The organism is Mycobacterium sp. ACS4331 (assembly GCF_001667265.1).
Taxonomy (GTDB): domain Bacteria; phylum Actinomycetota; class Actinomycetes; order Mycobacteriales; family Mycobacteriaceae; genus Mycobacterium.
Map to the genome: position 1 here is coordinate 1 of NZ_LZHW01000023.1, position 19475 is coordinate 19475.

Annotated in this window: 19 protein-coding genes, 1 tRNA gene and 1 pseudogene; 11 read left to right on the top strand and 10 right to left on the bottom strand. The window is 70.0% G+C overall.

Annotation, left to right across the window (positions count from 1 at the left end; all coding sequences use genetic code 11):
* The 3 genes from A5727_RS06570 to A5727_RS06580 form a co-directional block, all read right to left on the bottom strand.
* Positions 1–1368: PP2C family protein-serine/threonine phosphatase (locus A5727_RS06570; protein WP_157521252.1), on the bottom strand; the 1368-nt coding region annotated here is incomplete at its 3' end.
* Positions 1365–1832: an FHA domain-containing protein FhaB/FipA gene (locus tag A5727_RS06575; protein WP_068246476.1), complete on the bottom strand. Its 468-nt coding sequence runs from the start codon at positions 1830–1832 to the stop codon at positions 1365–1367. The genes A5727_RS06570 and A5727_RS06575, both read right to left, overlap by 4 nt.
* Positions 1833–1941: 109 nt before the next feature.
* Positions 1942–3453 carry an FHA domain-containing protein gene (locus A5727_RS06580; protein ID WP_068246479.1) on the bottom strand — a complete coding sequence of 504 codons (1512 nt, stop codon included), beginning with the start codon at positions 3451–3453 and terminating at the stop codon, positions 1942–1944.
* Positions 3454–3681: 228 nt separating this feature from the next.
* Between A5727_RS06580 and A5727_RS06585 the strand changes: the two genes are divergently transcribed.
* A tRNA-Leu gene (locus A5727_RS06585) sits at positions 3682–3764 on the top strand.
* Between the two features lie 192 nt (positions 3765–3956).
* Here the strand turns inward: A5727_RS06585 and A5727_RS06590 are convergent.
* Positions 3957–4466: a GNAT family N-acetyltransferase gene (locus A5727_RS06590; RefSeq protein ID WP_068246482.1), complete on the bottom strand. Its 510-nt coding sequence runs from the start codon at positions 4464–4466 to the stop codon at positions 3957–3959.
* Positions 4463–4768, bottom strand: a pseudogene (locus A5727_RS06595) (type II toxin-antitoxin system TacA family antitoxin); the annotation flags it as partial. The pseudogene A5727_RS06595 and the gene A5727_RS06590, both read right to left, overlap by 4 nt.
* Positions 4769–5085: 317 nt before the next feature.
* Here A5727_RS06595 and A5727_RS06600 point away from each other — a divergent pair.
* The 3 genes from A5727_RS06600 (at position 5086) to A5727_RS27360 (ending at position 7606) form a co-directional block, all read left to right on the top strand.
* A complete protein-coding gene (locus A5727_RS06600; protein ID WP_231991976.1) occupies positions 5086–6342 on the top strand; it encodes a PP2C family protein-serine/threonine phosphatase in 1257 nt (418 codons plus the stop codon).
* Entirely contained in the window at positions 6330–7367 is a 1038-nt protein-coding gene (locus tag A5727_RS06605; RefSeq protein ID WP_068246487.1) for a cobalamin B12-binding domain-containing protein, read from the top strand. Before A5727_RS06600 ends, A5727_RS06605 begins: the two co-directional genes overlap by 13 nt.
* 71 nt (positions 7368–7438) lie before the next feature.
* Positions 7439–7606, top strand: a complete 168-nt coding sequence (locus tag A5727_RS27360) for a hypothetical protein (RefSeq protein ID WP_157521253.1) — start codon at positions 7439–7441, stop codon at positions 7604–7606.
* A 16-nt stretch (positions 7607–7622) separates the two neighbouring features.
* Here the strand turns inward: A5727_RS27360 and A5727_RS06610 are convergent, their stop codons facing one another.
* Together A5727_RS06610 and A5727_RS06615 are read right to left on the bottom strand one after the other, a co-directional pair.
* Positions 7623–7841, bottom strand: a complete 219-nt coding sequence (locus A5727_RS06610; protein ID WP_157521254.1) for a hypothetical protein — start codon at positions 7839–7841, stop codon at positions 7623–7625.
* 129 nt (positions 7842–7970) lie between these two features.
* On the bottom strand, positions 7971–9812 hold the full coding sequence (locus A5727_RS06615; protein ID WP_068246493.1) for a fatty acyl-AMP ligase: 1842 nt from the start codon (positions 9810–9812) through the stop codon (positions 7971–7973).
* Positions 9813–10019: 207 nt separating this feature from the next.
* On the opposite strand from A5727_RS06615, the gene A5727_RS06620 reads away from it, so the two are divergent.
* Positions 10020–11789, top strand: a complete 1770-nt coding sequence (locus A5727_RS06620) for a serine/threonine-protein kinase PknH/PknJ (protein WP_068246496.1) — start codon at positions 10020–10022, stop codon at positions 11787–11789.
* Here A5727_RS06620 and A5727_RS06625 read toward each other — a convergent pair.
* Together A5727_RS06625 and A5727_RS06630 are read right to left on the bottom strand one after the other, a co-directional pair.
* Positions 11786–12640 carry a sulfurtransferase gene (locus A5727_RS06625; RefSeq protein ID WP_068246499.1) on the bottom strand — a complete coding sequence of 285 codons (855 nt, stop codon included), beginning with the start codon at positions 12638–12640 and terminating at the stop codon, positions 11786–11788. The genes A5727_RS06620 and A5727_RS06625 overlap by 4 nt on opposite strands.
* Positions 12641–12650: 10 nt before the next feature.
* A complete protein-coding gene (locus A5727_RS06630) occupies positions 12651–13076 on the bottom strand; it encodes an EVE domain-containing protein (RefSeq protein WP_068246502.1) in 426 nt (141 codons plus the stop codon).
* 63 nt (positions 13077–13139) lie between these two features.
* Between A5727_RS06630 and A5727_RS06635 the strand changes: the two genes are divergently transcribed.
* Entirely contained in the window at positions 13140–14204 is a 1065-nt protein-coding gene (locus tag A5727_RS06635; RefSeq protein ID WP_502687660.1) for a phosphotransferase family protein, read from the top strand.
* A gap of 142 nt (positions 14205–14346) precedes the next feature.
* Positions 14347–15381: a hypothetical protein gene (locus A5727_RS06640; protein ID WP_157521255.1), complete on the top strand. Its 1035-nt coding sequence runs from the start codon at positions 14347–14349 to the stop codon at positions 15379–15381.
* Here the strand turns inward: A5727_RS06640 and A5727_RS06645 are convergent.
* Positions 15370–16116 (bottom strand): helix-turn-helix domain-containing protein, encoded by a 747-nt coding sequence (locus tag A5727_RS06645; protein WP_068246515.1) that lies wholly within the window; start codon positions 16114–16116, stop codon positions 15370–15372. The genes A5727_RS06640 and A5727_RS06645 overlap by 12 nt on opposite strands.
* Before the next feature lie 143 nt (positions 16117–16259).
* Between A5727_RS06645 and A5727_RS06650 the strand changes: the two genes are divergently transcribed.
* The 4 genes from A5727_RS06650 to A5727_RS06665 all read left to right on the top strand — a co-directional run bounded on the left by A5727_RS06650 (position 16260) and on the right by A5727_RS06665 (position 19463).
* Positions 16260–16673, top strand: coding sequence for a WhiB family transcriptional regulator (locus A5727_RS06650; RefSeq protein WP_068246518.1), 414 nt, complete (start codon positions 16260–16262; stop codon positions 16671–16673).
* Between the two features lie 7 nt (positions 16674–16680).
* Entirely contained in the window at positions 16681–17496 is an 816-nt protein-coding gene (locus A5727_RS06655; protein WP_068246521.1) for a C40 family peptidase, read from the top strand.
* 55 nt (positions 17497–17551) lie between these two features.
* Positions 17552–17917: a DUF4226 domain-containing protein gene (locus tag A5727_RS06660; RefSeq protein WP_068246522.1), complete on the top strand. Its 366-nt coding sequence runs from the start codon at positions 17552–17554 to the stop codon at positions 17915–17917.
* Positions 17918–17990: 73 nt separating this feature from the next.
* Positions 17991–19463 carry a DUF4226 domain-containing protein gene (locus A5727_RS06665; RefSeq protein ID WP_068246523.1) on the top strand — a complete coding sequence of 491 codons (1473 nt, stop codon included), beginning with the start codon at positions 17991–17993 and terminating at the stop codon, positions 19461–19463.
* Positions 19464–19475 lie beyond the last annotated feature (12 nt).

Consider the following 19475-nt stretch of genomic DNA (forward strand, 5'->3'; position numbering starts at 1 on the left):
GGGCTCCGGCGTCGCAGCCGGGGCGGGACGATTGGTCGGACTCGGCGCGGGAGTGCGCGGCGGCGCCGGCGCGGGACTCGGCTTCGGGGTCGGCGGGGCGGGCGGCTGGCACACTGGCAGCAGCGAGGTCTCAGCCAATTGGCGCAACTGGGCGATCGCGTCGTCCAGCGAGCCGCCGGGCAGTCCGGCAGCGACCTGGGCGCGTTCGGAGGGGCGCAGATCCTGCAGCTGCATCAGGCGGCAGTTGTACTGGTGCTGACCGAAGCTGATCTGCGACAGCTCATTGCGGTCATTGAGGCAGCCCAGCAGGAACGGTTCCGACATCGAGATGCCCAGCAGTGAGCCCTGGATGCCTCGCATGATCGACACCGTGCCGTCGTGCTCGGTGACGAAGTAGTTGTTGCGGATGATCTGGCGGCCGACCGCCAATCCGGCCAGCACCAGCATCGCTATGAGGGCCGCGGCGATGATCATCCGGCGCCGGCTCCGGGGCCGCTTGAGCGGCGGGTCAGGCTGCGGCACAACGCGTTTGGCGGCAGGCTTGCGCGGGTTGATCGCTGAGGCGCGGCCCGCGGCGGTGTTGGGCGGGGCGGATGAGCTGCCGTCGTCCCCCGACACCGCGCCGGCCAGGATCGGCTGGGTCTGGCCGTGGTCGTAGTCCACCACGTCGGCGACGACGACGGTCACGTTGTCCGGGCCGCCGCCGCGCAGCGCGAGCTCGATGAGCCGGTCGGCGCTCTCGACCACGTCGGGCAGCTGCAGCGCCTCGAGGATCGTGTCGTGGCTGACCGGATCCGACAGCCCGTCGGAGCACAGCAGGTAGCGGTCCCCGGCGCGGGCCTCGCGCATGATCAGCGTGGGCTCGACCTCGTGGCCGGTGAGCGCGCGCATGATGAGCGAGCGCTGCGGGTGGCTGTGGGCCTCCTCGGCCGTGATGCGCCCCTCGTCGACCAGCGTCTGAACGAACGTGTCGTCCTTGGTGATCTGGGTCAGTTCGCCGTCGCGCAGCAGGTAGCCGCGCGAGTCGCCGATGTGCACCAAGCCCAGACGATGGCCGTCGAACAGGATGGCGGTGAGCGTGGTGCCCATGCCCTCGAGTTCGGGTTCGGCCTCGACGTGTGCGGCGATGGCCGAGTTGCCCTGGTGCACCGCGTCGTTGAGCCGGCTGAGGAGATCCCCGCCGGGCTCGTCGTCGTCGAGGTGGGCCAGCGCGGCGATCACCAGCTGGGAGGCCACCTCCCCGGCCGCGTGTCCGCCCATGCCGTCGGCGAGCGCCAGCAGCCGGGCCCCGGCGTACACCGAGTCCTCGTTGTTGGCGCGGACCAGGCCGCGGTCACTGCGCGCTGCATAGCGCAAACCGAGGGTCACGGGCGCAGCTCAATCGCCGTCTTGCCGATTCGCACCGGCGTGCCTATGGGAACGCGTACCGCCGTCGTCACCTTCGCCCTGTCGAGGTATGTGCCGTTGGTCGATCCTAGATCCTCCACATACCATTCCGAGCCCCGTGGGGACAGCCGGGCATGGCGGGTGGAGGCGTAGTCGTCGGTCAACACCAGAGTGGAATCGTCTGCTCGCCCGATCAGCACCGGTTGGTTGCCCAGTGTGATCTTCGTGCCGGCCAGCGCACCGGCCGTGACGACAAGCTGTCGCGGCGTCCCCCGGTGCTGGCGCGCCGGCAGCAGGTTGCCGCGCAGCGCCAGGCCACGCCGCACCATGACCGCACCGGTCGGTGCGTAGATGTCCGTGCGCAGGATGCGCAGCACCGACCAGATGAAGAGCCACAGCAGAAGCAGGAAACCGGCGCGCGTCAGCTGCAGAACTAGTCCCTGCATCTGGCGTCCTTCCCGAAATCGCGCGGCAACGTCACGATACTGGGCAGGTCACCTGGGCGGGTGCGAAGCCGCCGCGCGTCGCCCGTGTCTGGTGTGGGACCGGTCGGCGTCAGTGGACGCGGACGACGATCTCGGAGTGGCCGAGCCGGATGACGTCGCCGTCGGCCAGCTGCCATTCCTGCACCGGCGCGTTGTTCACCGTCGTGCCGTTGGTCGAGTTCAGGTCGGACAGCAGCGCGACCTGCCCGTCCCACCGGATCTCGAGGTGACGACGCGAGACGCCGGTGTCGGGGAGGCGGAACTGCGCGTCCTGGCCGCGGCCGACGACGTTGGCGCCCTCGCGCAGCTGGTAGGTGCGGCCGCTGCCGTCGTCGAGCTGCAGCGTCACCGTCGCGCCGCCGGGGGCACCGTAGCCGCCCTGAGCCGGGGGCTGGCCGTAGCCGTAGCCGCCCTGGGCCGGCTGCTGGCCGTAACCCTGGTCGTATCCGCCCTGGTCGCCGTAGCCGCCGGGGGCGTCGTAGCCGCGACCGTAGTCGGGTTGGCCGTAGTCGGGCTGGCCGTAGTCACCCTGGGGCTGCGCGTAGTCCTGGCGACCGTAGCCCTGCTGCTGGCCGTAACCCTGGTCGTATCCGCCCTGGTCGCCGTAGCCGCCGCGCGGGTCGGGACGGCCGTAGTCCGGACCCGGCTGACGAGGGGGCTCGGGACGGCCCTCGGGGCCGCGGCCGTAGTCGTAGTCACCGCGCGGGGGCTCGCCGTAGCCGCCGCCCTGCGGGTATCCGCCCTGCGGGCCGGGGCCGGGGCCATATCCGCCCTGACGGTAGCCCTGGTCGTAGCCGCCCTGGTCGCCGTAGCCGGCGGGGGCGTCGTAGCCACCCGAGGGCGGGCCGCCGTAGCCGCCGGCGGGCGGCCGCTGCTCATAGTTGGGGGCGTAGCCACCCTGATCGGGATAGCCGCCCTGGCGCGGGGGCTCGCCGTAACCACCCTGCGGGGGCTGGCCGTAGCCGCCCTGCTCCGGGCCGGGGGCGTACCCGCCGCGCGGGTCCTGGCCCTGCGGATCGTCCGGCCGGCCGTACCGCTCGTCGTAGTACTCGTCACCGGGGCGTCCCTGTCCCTGGCTGCCGCGGTAGCTCGGATTGTCGCTCATCGGTGGTACTCCTGGTTCTGCGTTCGACGCACGGTCTGATTGTGGCGCGGCCGGTGGTGCTGCGCTCGGGGTGGGCTCGGATGCGGGGGCTGGCCCGACAACGGCGTCAGGGTTGACGACACCTTTTGCCCGGACCTGGCCGGTGTGCAGATTCGGCGATGCTTCGAATCGGACAACCACATCACCATACGTTTGCCACCCCTGTTCACCGATGTATCCCCCAAGGTGTCGGGCAAAAGTATCCGACGTGAGATCTGGATCGGCGAGCACCTTCTTGTGGTCGGCGGGGCTGAGCCGGATGACGTACTCATTGGGCGCCAAGAGCACCCCGCCCTGGAGTGAGCGGACGCCGTCGGCGGCCTCGCGGCGCAACATGCCTTCGACTTCCTGGGGGACGATCGACCCGCCGAACACCCGAGCGAATGCGTCGCCGACGGTGGACTCGAGCTTGCGGTCAAACCGCTGCACCAGTCCCATTCTCACCGCCTGCCTCAGGTGTCGTTTGTGCCGACCAGGTCAGTGCCGCGGTCGGCCGCGTGTCGCGCCACTGTGATATTTCCCGTCCATGGTATCGGCCATCTGTGTCTCATAGTCACCATAAGAACTCTGAGAATCGTGTCCGTGCAGGTCAGCGGCCTGCAGATGCGCCTGACCACGCGATTCGGGAATGGGCCGCCGACCGTGATACGGTGTCGCAGTTCGTTTGGGCGAGTGGCGGAATGGCAGACGCGCTGGCTTCAGGTGCCAGTGTCCTTCGGGACGTGGGGGTTCAAGTCCCCCTTCGCCCACATTGAGCGGTTCTCTTGAACTGCAACGCAAGAGGTCACGAACCAGAAATGGTTCGTGACCTTTGTGTTTGTGGGAGTGTTCAGGGACCTGCTCCGGGCCGGTTGGCGGCTCGGGGAGTTGAGCCGCCAAACCCCTGCAAGGTCTCTGCTGATCGCCACCGCCGGTCCCCGGGCGCGTCGGGCGTCAGCTGATCACTTCTGCGGCGGGGCGAGCAGGGCGCCGGCGTCTTTGATCAACAGCAGCAGGTGCAGCGGGTCGGTCGGCGAGGGCTCGAAATCGAAGTGCGCGTAGAACGCTCGGGCCTGCTCATGCAGCGCGTGCACCAGCAGCGCCCGCACACCGATGATCTCTGCAGCGGCCACCGCGCGGATGATCGCGTCCCGCAACAACGCAGCGCCCAAGCCCTTGCGTCGCTCGTTGCGGTCGATCGCCTGCCGCGACAACAGGATCACCGGCACCGGATCGGGCATGGTGCGCCGCATCCGCCCGGGTGTGTCGGCGCGCTCCACCGCCGTCGAGGCCAACGCGTAGAACCCGACGACACGTCCGTCCCGGCACGTCACGAAGCACCGGGAGGCACCCTCGACGTGTCTGGCGAGGGCGCGTCCCCGCAGGTACTTGCCCAGGCTGGGTTCGCCGCTGTCGAAGTCGGCGACCACATCGTGCTCGCTGATCGGCCGGGGTGCGCTGTAGCCACTCACTCGTCGAAGATCGAGGGCTCCGCGAACAACCTCTCCAGCCGCGGCTTGTGCGACACCGGCCGGTCCAGCACCGATACGAATTCCGACCAGGCCGGGCCGTCGAGCATGAACAGCCGGCGGTCGGCGAGCACGTCGCGGGCATGAGCCAGCGTCGCGGTCACCGTGAAGTTGGTCCGATCGGTCCCCTCCACTTCGGCGGCCCGACGAATCAGCGCGTCCTGCTCTGCGGTCAGGCGCACGGCGAACCGCTCCGTCTTCGTAGCCATGCCATCCACTGTGTGCCTGTTGGGCACACAATGCAACGGGATTGATCAAGTCGCTGAACACCGGCGATGCGCGGGCTTAACCCTCTGGCCTGCTGTCGAGATCTCCACACACAGAGCACGAGGGCACGATCTCCTCAGAGGTCGTACTCTTTGGGTTCTGCAGCGGGCAGTGTCTGCAGTGGGCACCTCGATCGGGTGAAACCTCAATCACAGAGCAGGTGCCGACGGCAGTGAGTAACGTCGTGACTGAGGTTGAGTTCGCAGCTTCGTCATCAACGAAAGCCCGCGGGGGGCCGCCAGTGATGTTGCATCGCCGGATGAAGTCGTCCCCCGCTGATCTGATGAGGACAGGTGTGAGCATCCACCCTGACGTCGAGAACGCCGCACAGACCCGGCCGATCGATCAGCTGGCCGAGGACGTGGCCGTGACGCTGAGCGGCTCGCTGAACCTGCGTCGCACCGCGCTGCAACTGGTCGATCTCATTCAACCCACGCTCGCCGACTGGGCGATGGTCGTGATCCCGGACGGCCGCACGGGGGTGCTGACGCTGCTGGGTGACGCCGCGCCGGGCGGCATCGGCATCGCCCGCTCCGAGTTGGCCGGACTACCGCTGGAGCGCGTGCTGCGCACCGGTCACCCCGAACGCATCCAGGGCTGTGACCTGTCGGGGCTGGTGCCCGTCGATCCGTTCGTGGAGTCGGCCCATGCGCTGGCACCCGCCGAGGTGCTGGGGGTCGGGCTCACCGCTCGCGGCGCCACGTTCGGCGCGCTGGTGCTGGTGCGTCGGGCCGACGCCGGGTTCAGCGCCGACGAGATCGCCTTCGCCCAGCACATCACCGCCCGGGCCGCGCTCGCCCTGGACTCCGCCCGGCTGTATCAGGAACGGACCCACGTCGCCGCCGTGCTGCAGCAGAGCCTGCGGCCACCGTCCCTGCCCAGCATCCCCGGCCTGCGGTTGGCGGCGTGCTACCGGCCCGCGGCAGAGCACCTCGACATCGGCGGTGACTTCTACGACGTCGTCGGGGGCGACGGCGACTGGCTGATCGCGCTCGGCGATGTGTGCGGCAAGGGTGTCGAGGCCGCCGCGCTGACCGGTCAGGCCCGCCAAAGCATCCGCACCGCAGCCCATTTCGATAGGGATCCGGCCGCGATCCTGGGCGTGACCAACACGGTGCTCTACAACCCGTCGTCGACCCAGTTCGTGACGGTGCTGTGTGCGCGGCTGTGGCCGCGACCCGACGGAACGGGCGCCGACGTGGATCTGGCCACCGCGGGGCATCCCCCACCGTTGGTGCTGCGCGCCGACGGGCGGGTCGAGCAGATCGCGGCGTACGGCACGGCGGCCGCCCTGGTCGCTGAAGTCCAGTACGGCGCAACATCTTTCCACCTCGAACCCGGGGACACCATGCTCATGTTCACCGACGGGGTCGACGAGGCCTGGGGCCACGCGGGCCAGTACGGGCTGGAGAGGCTGCGCGCCATGCTGCCCGCGTATGCCGGCGCGTCTCCCGAGGTCGTCTGCGAGGCCGTGGAGCAGGACGTCATGGAGTATCTCGACGGCCACGCCCACGACGACATCGCTCTGCTGGCCGTGACATGCGGCGGCTAGGGTCCGCGCCGGAGGAACTCGACGACTACGAGGCCGCCGTGGCAGCCTCCGACAGGCCCAGAGTCGTTGCGCTGGTTGACCGGATGCTCGATGAGGGCATGGCGCCGGTGGCGGTACTGACCGATGTGGTGGCCGCCTCGCAACGGGTCATCGGCCAGCGGTGGGAGCGCGGCGAATGGTCGGTCGCGCAGGAGCATGCGGCCACCGCGATGGCGATGGCCGCCACCGAGGTCGTTGCGCGGCGGGTCGCGGACGCACCCGTCACGCGCGGGCAGGTGATCGTGACCTGCGCTGAGCGGGAATGGCATTGGCTGCCCGCGGCGATCATCGGGTGTGTCCTGCGCGCCGCCGGATGGCAGACCACGCCGCTGGGACCGGCGACGTCGCCGATGCGCCTGAGCCAGTACATCCAGGACGTCGGCCCCGAGGCGGTCGCCGTCAGCTGCTCGGTCCTCGGCGCCGTGCCGACGACCCGGCGGTTCATCGAAGCGAGCACGTCGGCGGGTGTGCCGGTGGTGGTCGGTGGTCCCGCGTTCGGCGGTGACGCGGTCAGGGCCGAAGCGCTCGGGGCGACGGCCTGGGCCGCAGATGCCCAGGGCGCCGTCGCGGTGATGGAGGCCCTCCCGGTCGTGGTGTCCTCAGTGCCTCCCCTGCCCGAGGGGCCGGCGCAGGAGCAGGGCGCACTGGAACTGGCGCATGCCGACCTGGTCGACCGCGTGATCCGGCAGTGGAGCGTGACGGCCGGTGACGCCTCGAACCCCGTCGAGACCGCGCTTCGGGCCGTGGCACGGGACGCCGTGCCGCAGACGCTGCACGCGGTCTCGGCGGCGCTGTTGACCGGTGATCCGCGGCCGGTCTCCGAGACGGCGACGTGGATGGGAGCACTGCTGGCGCACCGTGACGTCGACGCCGGCCCGGCGGTCGCGGACTTGGCCCAGGCACTGAGTGCGACGCTGCTCGACTACCCGCTGAGCACCGAGCTGATTCGCGCGCAGTTCCGGCTGGGCTCAGCGGTTCTGGATTGAAACCGCTGGGAGCTGGATACTCGAAGTCGCACCAGTACGCGGTGGACACCGATTTGCAGGAGGGCAGGGCTATGACGGCAGATCCCGGGGACCTCGCAGAGCAGGCCACTCCCCTGGCGCCGGTGGAGGACGACGAACTCGGCGAGCCGCCGATCGAGGTGGACCCGGCCGATTACGTCGAGCAGCACGAGACGGTCGACCTGGACGACGAGGACTACCGCGACGACGACGAGGACTGACGCCTCGCCCGGGCCGTCAGCGTTCGGCGCGCTCCTTGATGCCGAGCATCATTCGGCGGTACATCGGGAAGTCCGCGAGTTCGAGGATCGGCGCGAACGCCAGCGTGCCGGGCGTGGTGTAGGAGGTGCGTAGCCGGGTCAGCAGGCGGGTGCGGCCGTCGGGCAGCGCCCGCAGCACCCACGCCCAGGTTCCCGCGTCGGGGTTGCGCCACACCAGCGTGTGCGGCGCGGACACCTCGTCGACCCGTCGCACCGCTGACGCGGCTGTGGGCGCCGAGACTGCGCGCAGGGTTGTGCCCGCGCGTTCCCGACAGCCCTCACTGCACTCTCGCGGGGAAGCCGGGCCCGCGGGCCGCGCCCGCGGTCAGTCGAAGGCGCCGGCCAGGTATTCCGCGCGGGACGCGGCACGAGCCAGCTTGCCGCTGGTGGTGCGCGGGATCGCCCCGGCCGGCACCAGGCGCACGTCGGCCACCGGCAGCGCGTGCTGACGCGACACCGCCGCCCGGATGGCCGCCGCCACCGGTTCCGGATCAGCCCTGCCAGCGCCGGTGGCGCGCTCAGCGATGATCACCAGCTGCTCGCCGGAAGCACCGGAGTCGTTGGCGGACACCGCAAATGCGGTCACATAGCCGGAGCGCACAGCCGGTGAAGCCGACGACACGGTGGCCTCGATGTCCTGCGGGTAGTGGTTGCGGCCGTCGACGATGATGACGTCCTTGATCCGGCCGATGATGTAGAGCTCGTCCTCGATGTACACGCCGAGATCACCGGTGCGCAGCCACAGTCCGGACTCCGGCGCACCCTCGGCGTGACTGTTCTCAGGCTGCCGGGACTGCAGCTTGTTGCCGAAGACCTGCTGGGTCTCCTCCTCGCGGCCCCAGTACCCGCGGCCGATGTTGTCACCGTGCAGCCAGATCTCGCCGACGTGGCGGGCGGGCAGTTCGGCGGCGATCTCGGGGTCGACGACGACGCCCCACTGGCTGGGGATCATCTGCCCGCACGAGACGTAGGGGACACCCTCGGAGTGGTCGGGGCTGACGGGCACCGCCAGACCCTTGCTGAGCTCGCCCCGGTGCAGATACAGCGCGCTGGGGACGGCGGCCGGCGGCACGGACGCCACCGACAGCGTCGCCTCGGCCATGCCGTAGGAGGGCTTGACCGCCGACGGCGGCAGACCGTAGGGGCCGAAGGTCGCGTTGAACGCCTCGATGGCGGCCAGGCTGACGGGTTCGGAGCCGTTCAGCAGGCCGACGACGTTGCTCAGATCGAAGCCGGAGGTGTCCTGCGGAACGCCGCGCTGCGCGGCCAGTTCGAAGGCGAAGTTCGGGGCGGCCGCGAACACCCGGCCCTGAGCGGACTCGCGGGCCAGCTGAACCATCCAGCGGTGCGGGCGCCGGACGAACGCCATGGGGCTCATCAGCGTGATGTGCCCGCCGCACAACGCCGGGAACATGATCATGATCAGGCCCATGTCGTGGTAGAGCGGGAGCCAGCTGACGCTGCGGATGTCGGTGTCGAGTTCCCCGGCCAGGATCATCTGCAGGACGTTGGTGCACACCCCGCGGTGGGTGATCTCCACCCCGGCCGGGGTCCGGGTGGATCCCGAGGTGTACTGCAGGTAGGCCAGGTCGTCGGTGCCGTGCTCGGCGGGCACGAACGTGGCCCCCACCGAGTCCGGTACGGCGTCGACGGCGATCACCCGGGGCCGCTGTGCGGCCGGGCGGCGGCGCAGGAACCCGCGCACCGACTCCGCGGCGGCCGTGGTGGTCAGCACGACGGTGGGGGAGGCGTCGGCCAGCACCGCATCGAGGCGTTCGGCGTGCCCGGGCAGCTCGGGGGCGAACAGCGGCACCGAGATCATGCCCGCGTGGATGGCCGCGAAGAAGCCCACGACGTAGTCGTTGCCCTGGGGCGCCAGGATGGCCACGCGGTCGCCCGGGGAGCAGACCTGCTGCAGGCGGGCGCCGACCGCGCGCAGGCGCGCCCCCAGTTGGGTCCAAGTCAGTTCGTGGACGACCGGATCATCACCGCGGGTGTAGTCGAGGTAGCGGTAGGCCAGGTCGTCGCCGAGCCCGGCGACGTTGCGATCCAGGTAGGACGTCAGCGTGACGCCGTCCGGCAGCGCGATCGCGCCGTCGGCGTCGAGGTAGTCCGCGACCCTGATTCCGGTGAAGCTGACTCCGTCAGCGAAGTCATCCCGACCCACCGGGGAGACTCTAATAGGCGTACTAACAATCTCGTCAATTGGTCCCCCATGATCCCTGTCACTGTCACCGGCGACCATCGGCGGGGAATCGCCAGGCGGAGGGTCCCACGGCGCGCGACTCCGCACCGAGAACCTGAGCCCGCTATGTTTGCCCATGTGATGCTCGCCGACCACGTGGTGCCTGGCGCGGCACCGGGGAGGTAGCCGATGTTGCCGCCTGGTGCGCTCGTCGCGGGATACCGCGTCGAGCGGGTGCTCGGCATGGGCGGCATGGGCGTGGTGTATCTCGTCGCCAACCCGGAACTGCCGCGCCGCGACGCGCTGAAGGTGCTGTCGGCCGAACTGTCCCGCGACCCTGACTTCCGCGCGCGTTTCATTCGCGAGGCCGACGTCGCCTCAATGCTCGACCACCCCAACATCACCTCGATCTACCGCCGCGGCACCACCGAGGACGGGCAGCTGTGGATCGCGATGCAGTTCGTCGACGGCACCGATGCCGACGCTGCCCTGAGGGCCGGAACCATGACGCCCAACCGGGCGGTGCACATCGTCACCGAGGTGGGCAAGGCGCTCGACTACGCCCATGAGCACCACGTCGTGCACCGCGACGTCAAACCCGCCAACTTCCTGCTGTCCGGCCCGCCCGGGCCGCGCGAACGTGTGTTGCTGGGTGACTTCGGCATCGCCCGCGCGCTCGATGACGTGAGCCTGACAGTCACGGGTTCGGTCACCGCGACCCTGGCCTATGCCGCGCCCGAGGTGCTCTCCGGTGACCCGGTCGACGGGCGCTCGGACATCTACTCACTGGGCTGCTCGCTGTTCCGGATGCTGACGGGCAAGGCGCCCTTCCACGATTCACCGAGCGCGGCGGCGCTGATGACCGCGCACCTGCAGCAGCCCCCGCCCCGAGTGACGGCGGTCGCGCACAACCTGCCGGCGGCGCTCGACGCCGTGATCGCCACGGCCATGGCCAAGGACCCGGCGCGGCGCTATCAGACCGCCGCAGAGTTCGCTGCCGCGGCGGCGTCGGCCCTCAACGACGACCGCACGATTCCGGCGCCCCGGGGGCGGATCGCACCACCGTCGATGCCCGCCCCGCCAGCCACGACCGGTCCGCCGTCGCACGCCGGCCCCCCGTCCAACGGCTGGATGGCGCCGCCGTCCTATCCGCATTACGCCCCGCCGGCGCCGAATTCGGTGCCCGCGCGTCCACGCCGGCGGGGGCCGATCGTGGCCGCCGTGGCGGGCGTGGTCGTGTTGGTGGTCGCGGGAGCCGTGGCCGCGACCATGCTGACCGGGGGCGGAGGCGACGACGCCGAGGCGGATTCGCCGACGACCACCACCGCCGCGGCGACGACCACGGTGACAACGAGTCGCACCGGCCCGCCCGCCTCGCCGGTCGCACCAGCGGGTCTGCCCGGACTGCTCAGCGGCACAGGCGAACTGGCCAATCTCGCGGGAGCAACCGGAATTGTGGTCACGCAGTCGGCGCCCGTCCTCTCCGACGACTTGGCCGCCGTCGACAACAAGGACTGCGTCGGCGCGTGGCTGCCCGGACAGCGGGTGGCCTACGGGGAATCGGGGTGGAGTGCCACGCAGCAGCAGATGTCACGCAACACCGGGGACGGGCCGCCGAGCCACACCGTGTCCCAGGTGGTGGTGTCGTTCCCCACCGCGGAGGCCGCGGCCCGCAACGTCGAAGACCAGGAACAGACCTGGCGCGAGTGCGAGGGCCAGATGATCACGGCGACCTACCCGCAGTCCTCGGACACGGTGCGCTACACCCTCGGTGCGCCCACCAACGACGACGGTGTGGTGTGGATGCGGGAGCTCCGAGAGGGCGGCAACGGCTGGGGCTGTGAGCGCGCCATCGGCGCCCGCAACAACGTCGTGGCCGACACCATGGTGTGCCGGTATGACCCCACGGGTCAGGCCGTCGCGATCGTTCGCGCGATCCTGGACAGGGTGCCGAACTAACCCGGTTCGGGTCCCGTCGCCACCGGACGCCCCGGCGTGCTCGACCACTCCGACCACGAGCCCGGATACAGCGCGGCGTCGATGCCGGCGATGGCCAGGGCCGCGATCTGATGGGCGGCGGTCACCCCGGAACCGCAGTACACCGCGACCTTCCCGGGGGCGGACTCGAGCGCGGCGAACCGCTCCGTCAGTTCCGCGGTGGGCCGGAAACCACCTGCGGCCGTGAGGTTCTCGGCTGTCGGTGCCGACACCGCACCCGGGATGTGGCCGGCGACCGGATCCAACGGCTCCTCTTCGCCGCGGTAGCGCGCCCCGGCCCGGGCGTCGAGCACATGCCCGTCGGCGGCATGGGCCAGGGCGGCGACGGTGTCGGCGTCCACGGTCGGCATCGCCTCGAGCGAGCTGATCTCCACCGACCCCAGATCGGGTTTTCGCACCGCGGTCTCCACCGGAAGCGCGGCCGCCACCCACGCCGGCCAGCCCCCGTCGAGCAGGCGGACATCCTCGATCCCGCCGGCCCGCAGCAGCCACCAGGCTCTGGCGGCGGCCTGTCCGCCCCAGGCGTCGTAGACCACCACGGGGTCTCCGTCGTCGAGGCCCCACGAGCGCGCGTGAGCCTGCAGTTGCGCCGCGGTGGGCAGTGGATGCCGTCCCCGCCCGGTCACCGAGTGATCGGACAGTTCGGAGTCGAGGTCGACGTACACCGCACCCGGTACGTGGCCCGCCAGGTAGTCGGCTCGGCCGTCGGGCGCGGCCACCGTCCAGCGCACATCAAGGATGCGCAGACGCGGATCGTTCAACCGCGCCGCGAGATCGGTGGGGGAGATCAGGACCGGTGTCGACGTGCTCACCGGAGCCAGCCTACGACTGCGGTGTGCCCGTCATCGCCGAACGGATCAGGGCGAAGTCGGCGTCCGGGATCCGGAACAGTCCGAACCGAAACCGGTAGCCCCAGCGTTTCTTGTCCTCGATGAAGGCCAGGCCGTCGATGAGCGGGCGGATGGGCGTCTCGGCGCAGTCGAGGAACTCCATTCGCCGCCGGAACGGGTGGAAGTCGTCGGCCATGTGCACCTGAAACGGTTCGTCGTCGACGATCCGGCCCAGCGCGGTGAACGCCTGGAGTGGGTCCCCCTCGGGGTGATGCGTCTTGGGGGAGTAGAACGCGATCCAGTCGTCGCGCAACAGCCTGCGCAACCGGTCGGGTTTGCCGTGGTCGGCCTGCGTGAAGCCGCCTGCCACGCCGCGCAGGACGTGGTCGCGGCTGACGGTGTTGATCCATGCGGTCATGCCCGGACATTAGGCACGGGGTCCGACATCGCGTGTGCTCTAATGCACAGCCAGGAGGTGTCCGTGCCCGCAACCGCCGCGATTCCTGCAAGTCCCGCCGACGTCACTGCGACGTGGCTGACCGACGTCCTGGCTGCCGAGGTCGTCGACGCGGCCGTGGTCCCCGTCGGGACCGGACAGACGGGTGCCACCTACCGCGTCACTCCCGTCTACCGTGACGCGCGAGAGGACCTCCCCGCGACCGTGATCGTGAAACTGCCGTCGCAGGAGGAGGCGGTGCGGGAACGCGTGGCGTTGGGCTACCGCTCCGAGCACGCGTTCTACACCGAGGTGGCCGACACCGTCGCGGTCCCACTGCCGAGGGTGCACCGCTGTGAGATCGACCGAGACGGTGCGGATTTCGTCCTGGTGCTCGCAGATCTGGCCCCAGCCGAACAGGGTGATCAACTGGCGGGCTGCACTCCGGCTCAGGCCGCCCTGGCCGTGACCGCGCTGGCCGGACTGCACGGGCCCCGGTGGTGCGATCCGACGTGGGACAGCTTCACCGGTGCGACGATGCCACGCCCCACGGCGGACTTCGCGCAGGGGATGGGCGCCTTGGCGACGATGGCCGCCGAGACGACGATCTCCCGACTCGGACCACGGATGAGCGCCACCGACCGGGACACGCTGACCGCTTCGGCGGCCGCGATCACCGACTGGCTGCTGCTCGAACCGGACCGATTCGCACTGCTGCACGGCGACTTCCGGGCCGACAACCTGATGTTCGACCGCACGACGGTGACCGTGGTGGACTGGCAGACCCTGACCATCGGCCTGCCGACCCGGGACCTGGCCTACTTCACCGCCACCAGCCTGCTGCCTGAGGTTCGCGCGGAGATCGAACGGGATCTGGTGGCCACCTATCACCGGGAACTGCAGCGGCTCGGAGTGAGCGACTATGACGCCGAGACATGTTGGCGTGACTACCGATTGGGCACGCTGCAGGCGCCGCTCATCACGACGTTCGGCTTCGCGTTCGCGGCGGCCACCGAACGCGGCGACGACATGGTGCTCGCGATGCTCGAACGGGGCTGCCGGGCGATCCGTGAACTCGAAAGCCTGGAACTGATCAGCTCCCTGACCTGAGTTCAGGCTCATACGCGCTTGGCTGCGGCCCGGCGCTCCCACAGGTAGTGCGCTACCTGTTCTCCGACAGCCGGTTCCGGCGACCCGGTGAAACTCCGACACTTGGTGAGCACCACTGCGCATGCCATGAGGAGGTGGGTCGGTGGCACGGACGAGAAGCCGCGGGACGCAGGGCGCGGTGAGCATCCAACCAGCAGCCCCCGGTCGGCCCCGGCTCACCCGTCGGTTGGCCTCGGTCATCGGCGCCCTGCTTGTCTGCGGTGCCTGCGGAACCAGCGGGTACGACAGACCCTCGGAACCCGTGTCCGGCGACAGCACCCCGACCCTGTTGTGGCCCGCACCGGCGCCCAGTGAAGCGGGCGAGATCGCAGGCGGTGGACCTGTCCGCTCGGACCCCAGCATCGTCGTTGCGAACCCGACCGCCGGTGCGCCCCCGCCGGGCCCGGCAGACGTTCCGCCGCTGCCGAACCCCACCGCCGCGACGCCACCTCCTGGTCCGGAAGGCGGGCCGCCGACCGGGAACGTTGCGGCGCCGCCGACGCCCGAGCTGACGGACTATCAACGCAATGAACGCGACCTTCAGAACCTGCTGACGAGCGAGGCCGAGTGGCACGCGCCGGCGTTCCTGACCGAGGGCAGCACCGACAACATTGCACTCACCATCGGGGACGTGGCGCTGTGGCGCACCAAGATCGACGCCGAGGTGCCGACGGTCCAACCCCGGCCGAGGATCCCGATCACGATCACCGCCGACGTCGAAGCCACTCTGTCGGTGATCGGCTCCGATGCCGAGGTTGATCCCGTGGAGACACAGAACTGGTCGGTCGGCGAAGACGCCCGCGTGTACTTCAGCTGGAAGGTCAAACCCCTCGTCGCCGGCGAGTTGAAACTGTCCGCGGCCATCGACTGCATGAAGAACGGCAGAACGGTCAGGGTGGAGAGCGTGCCGCTGCGGATCCCCGTGCATGTGGCGCCCGCGCCGTCACCACCCGGCCTCGCGGACCGGGTGAAGGGGATCGCGGACCTGGTGAAGGAGTACTGGGCTCAGCTGGTCGCCGCGGGGGCCGCACTTGGGGCGACGGGTCGCGCCGTGTGGACCCGGTACCGCGGACGCGGTCGTCTCGCTGCGTCGTCACGGACGGACGAGACGCCGGAGACGCCGGTCTCAGTGCCCTGAATCCAGTGTCGCGTCGATGAATGCCCGCACCCGGCGCAGGACGTGGGGCGCGATGGCGCCGCCGCCGCGGATCTCCCACAGCTGGGCGGGCTCGACACCGAGCAGCGCACACACCACGGTCTCGGGCAGACCCGACTCGCGGCAGGCGCGGTCGAGCTGGGCGCCCACGCTGCCGGCGAGGCGAGCCAAGAGCGACTGCCGGGTGGTCTCCAGCGCGCGGAGGTGCATCAGCAGCGCCGACGCCGAGTCCCCGCCGGTGTTGACCGCCACGCGCCATGAGTTGGCGGTCAGCTGCTCGGCCTTAAGGCATTGGGCGAGCACGGACGTGACGACGTTTTCGTATTCGTTTGATGACGGCGGGGGGAGCCGGGCGATCACCGAGTTGAGCGTCTCGAGCTGTGCCTCGGCGTACCCCTCCAGCACCGCGATGTCGGTCCCGGGGTCGGCGGTGACGGTGGTGGCCATGTCCGAACCGGACGGGGAGTCGCCGGCTGCCAATTGACTGGCCTCGGCCTGCGCATCGGCTGCGGCGAGCAGCTGGGCGTAGCTGCCGGGCGGCAGCCCCAACCCGTTCTCAACCTTCTGAACAGTAGATTTGTGCGGTTTCCGAACACCGCGCTCCAGGAAGCTCAGTCCCATCACACTGACACCGGACGCCTCGGCGAGGTCGGCGAGGGACCAGTCGCGAGCCTCACGCAACTGGCGAATCGCCGCGCCTGCGGATTCCCGGCTCAACGGGACTCTCCAGCCATGCCGAGGATCGTACACAGCGCGGCGACTATCGGTATACATATACGAAACAAGATACGTTTGATTGCGGGCGTACGGGATTACGTATACGCTTCCGGCACAGTTTTCCGCTGAGAGGAGCCGGACGCATGTTCACCCACCCCTGCGCTTCAGATCCTGACCTCTGGTTCGGCTATCCCGACGACGACTCCGGACACGGCCCAGCCAAGAACCGGTCCTACGAGACCGCGGCGGTGCAGGCCAGAACTCTCTGTCTGCGTCGCTGCCCGCTGGCGCAACAGCGGCGGTGTGCGCAGCACGCGGTGGACCATGAGGTGGAGTTCGGGGTGTGGGCCGGCGTGAAGCTGCCCGGCAACCAGTACCGCAAGCGCGGCGAACTGGAGCACGCCCACGAGGTCCTGCGCCGCATCGCCGCCGGCGAGATCAACGCTCGCGAACTCCCCGAGAACGCCGCACTGCTCGAACGTCGCGAGGGGGAGGTGCTGCCGGTGGTGGCAACGGTCTTCCACGACACCGCGGTCCGAGTCGACGACGCCGCCTGAGTACGTCATGACCGAGTTGGAGGTCCTGCTTCGTGCGCACCAGTTGTTCTCGACGTCCGTGCTGCCGTCGGCTCCGTTGGCCTCCGATCGTGTGCTGATCCCCGCGGTCGACGGCGGGAGCCGGGCGCTCGATGCGTACCGTGCCCGACTGCAGGCGGTGGTCCTGGCACAGCGGGCTGCGGCTGCGACGGACTCCGCGCTCGGCGAGGTCCTCTCGGGGGCCGAGCGCGACCATGCACGTGCGCGGTCGTTGACCCGAGGGGTGCTCGAGGAAGCTCGCCGGGACACCGGTGGTGCCGTGGATTCACCTGTGGCCCAACGTGAAGCGCTGCGACGTGCGGCGGCGCGAATGCGCGCCCAGCACGGCCACGTCCTGATGGCCCGTAGCCGTGCGGCGCTGCGCTTGGCGGTTCTGCGGGCGCTGCGCTATCGGGTGATGCAACGGCTCCGCCTGACTGGGGGCGCGCCCCTGGCGCCCGGTGACAACCGGGCCGCGGTTGCGGTGCGCGCGGCCCTGTCGAGGCTGGGTCGGCCCTATGTGTGGGGCGCCACCGGCCCCGACCGATTCGACTGCTCCGGTCTGGTGCAGTGGGCCTACCGTCAGGCGGGTGTTCAGATCGATCGGACCACCTATGACCAGATCGACGACGGAATCGCGGTGCCGCGCTCCCAGATCCGGCCCGGCGACCTGGTCTTTCCGCACTCCGGTCACGTGCAGATGGCGATCGGCAACGGGATGGTCGTCGAGGCGCCCTACACGGGCGCAACCGTGCGGGTGAGCCCACTCGGTGACAACGTGGTGATCCGCCGGCCACTGGCCTGACCGCCCGGTCGGTCATGAATTGTCGGCCTCCTGGATCGCGGGTAGCTTCACAGCCATGACCGAGCAGGCGGGGGACGCGGCCGCGGTCCTCGCCGCGCGCCAGTCGGCGGTCCTGGCCCGACGCAACAACCTCGCCACCGCCGATCGCGTTCTGGCTGCCGTCGTTGCCGACGCCCACGCCGCGACACTGGCGGCGCGGCGCCGTCTCGACGACATCGAAGACGAGGTTGAAGCACTGGTCACCCACCAGGACGAGCTCGGTCTCGACACCGCCGCCGGAGTACTTGCGGCGCAACGCTTTCTGGCCTCCAAACTGCGCGAGATTCACACCGTCGTGGCCGACGCGGCGTCCGAAGCGACAGCGAAGACAGCCGTCCTGGAAGAACTCTTGGCGCAGTACGACACACGCCCATCCGGTTAGTCCACACCCTCGTCCACGGTGAATTGTCGCCGCCGCGACTGCTCCGTAGGGTCCGGCGCATGGAGGCACCACGTTGAGCGGGCAGGACGACTTTCTGGCGGTGATACGGCATCTGAGTGCGGTCACCGGTGACCCGCAGGCGTGGCAGCGCGGACTGAGTGGTGCCGAGATTCTCACGGTGACCACACTGGTGTCCCCGCCGGCCGCGGTGCTGGCCGTCGTCGACAAGATTCGCGCCAATTACCCGCGCTTCTTCGATGCCAAGACCGGCGCCCCGATCACTCCAGGTGTTCCGGACTCGCCCGCGCCCATACCCCAGCGCGGGGAGGCTGCGACGGCGATCAAGAAGGCTGAAAGCGATCTTGCGCACCAGAATTCCTCGACCGCAACGCTTGACCTCATGGTGATCTCGGCGATCCTCAGCGCGCACGCGACCAGCACTGACGGGGCCGAGAAGCTCAGCGCCCTGCAGGAGGAGATCGAGCACGCCGTGCAGTCGCGGACCGATCTTGACACCGCCGCGGGCGCCCGCGACTTCCAGCGCTTCCTGGCCGACCGACTGCGCCAGATCAGTGCGATCATCGAGAACGCTCATCTCGACGATCGGTCCAAGGCCGCGATGGCGACCGCATGGACCGCGCTGTACGAGTCCACGAAACGGGTCGCCGCGCCAGCCGACACCTCGCCGTCGCCACCATCTCCGTCACGCAACGCGTCTGCGCCGCCGGAACCACTGCGGCCCTATGGCGCCGAGCTGCCGGACGATCTGCTCGCCGATCCCTGGGCAGAACTCGGCCTCGCTCCATCACCCCCGTCAGGCGGTCCGCCCGTGCCGCCGAACCCAGGATCGCCGGCACCGGCCGTGCCGATGCCCGCATTGCCGTCGATTCCCGCGACGTCCCCTGCGTTGGCGGGAGCACCCGCGAGCCTGCCGAATCTGGCGGGGCTGATGCCGGCGGGACTCCCCAGATCAGCCCTGGGGGCCGAGGGCGGCGCACTGCGAGACCCGTTCGACGGGCTCAGCCTCGAAGACCTGCTGGCTGAGGAACCGGGGGAGGAGACCGCAGAGGACGTCGACGCCGAACCTGCGCCGGCGCCTCCTCCAGATCAGCAGCCCGCACCGGAGGAACCCTCGACCGAAGTCCGTCTGCCCGACGGCAGTCTCGTCACCGCACCGACGCCCGCGGTGGCAGAAGCCCTGCGTGCCGTCCTCACGGGTACTCCGGTCGCCGAGGCGTATCACCGCCACGGGCTGCCGATCCCGCCGCCGGGCAGCGCGGTGCCGCACCCTGTGGATCCCAGCCGGGTCTCGACCGGCGATGTGGCGATGTTCTCCGACCGCCAGGTCGTGGCCCTCGACCGGCAGCGGGCCTTCCTCGACGGACGGGTGCAGCCGATCAGCACCGTGAGCGGGCCGAGTTTCCTAGGCTGGCTGCATCCGCCGGACAGCGCCAGCTCAGCGCCGTCCTCGGGACCGGCCAACGCACCGACTGACACCGCGAAGCCCGCTCCGACACGCCCGGCCGTCGCCGGTCGCGCAGGATAGAAAGGTTCCCTG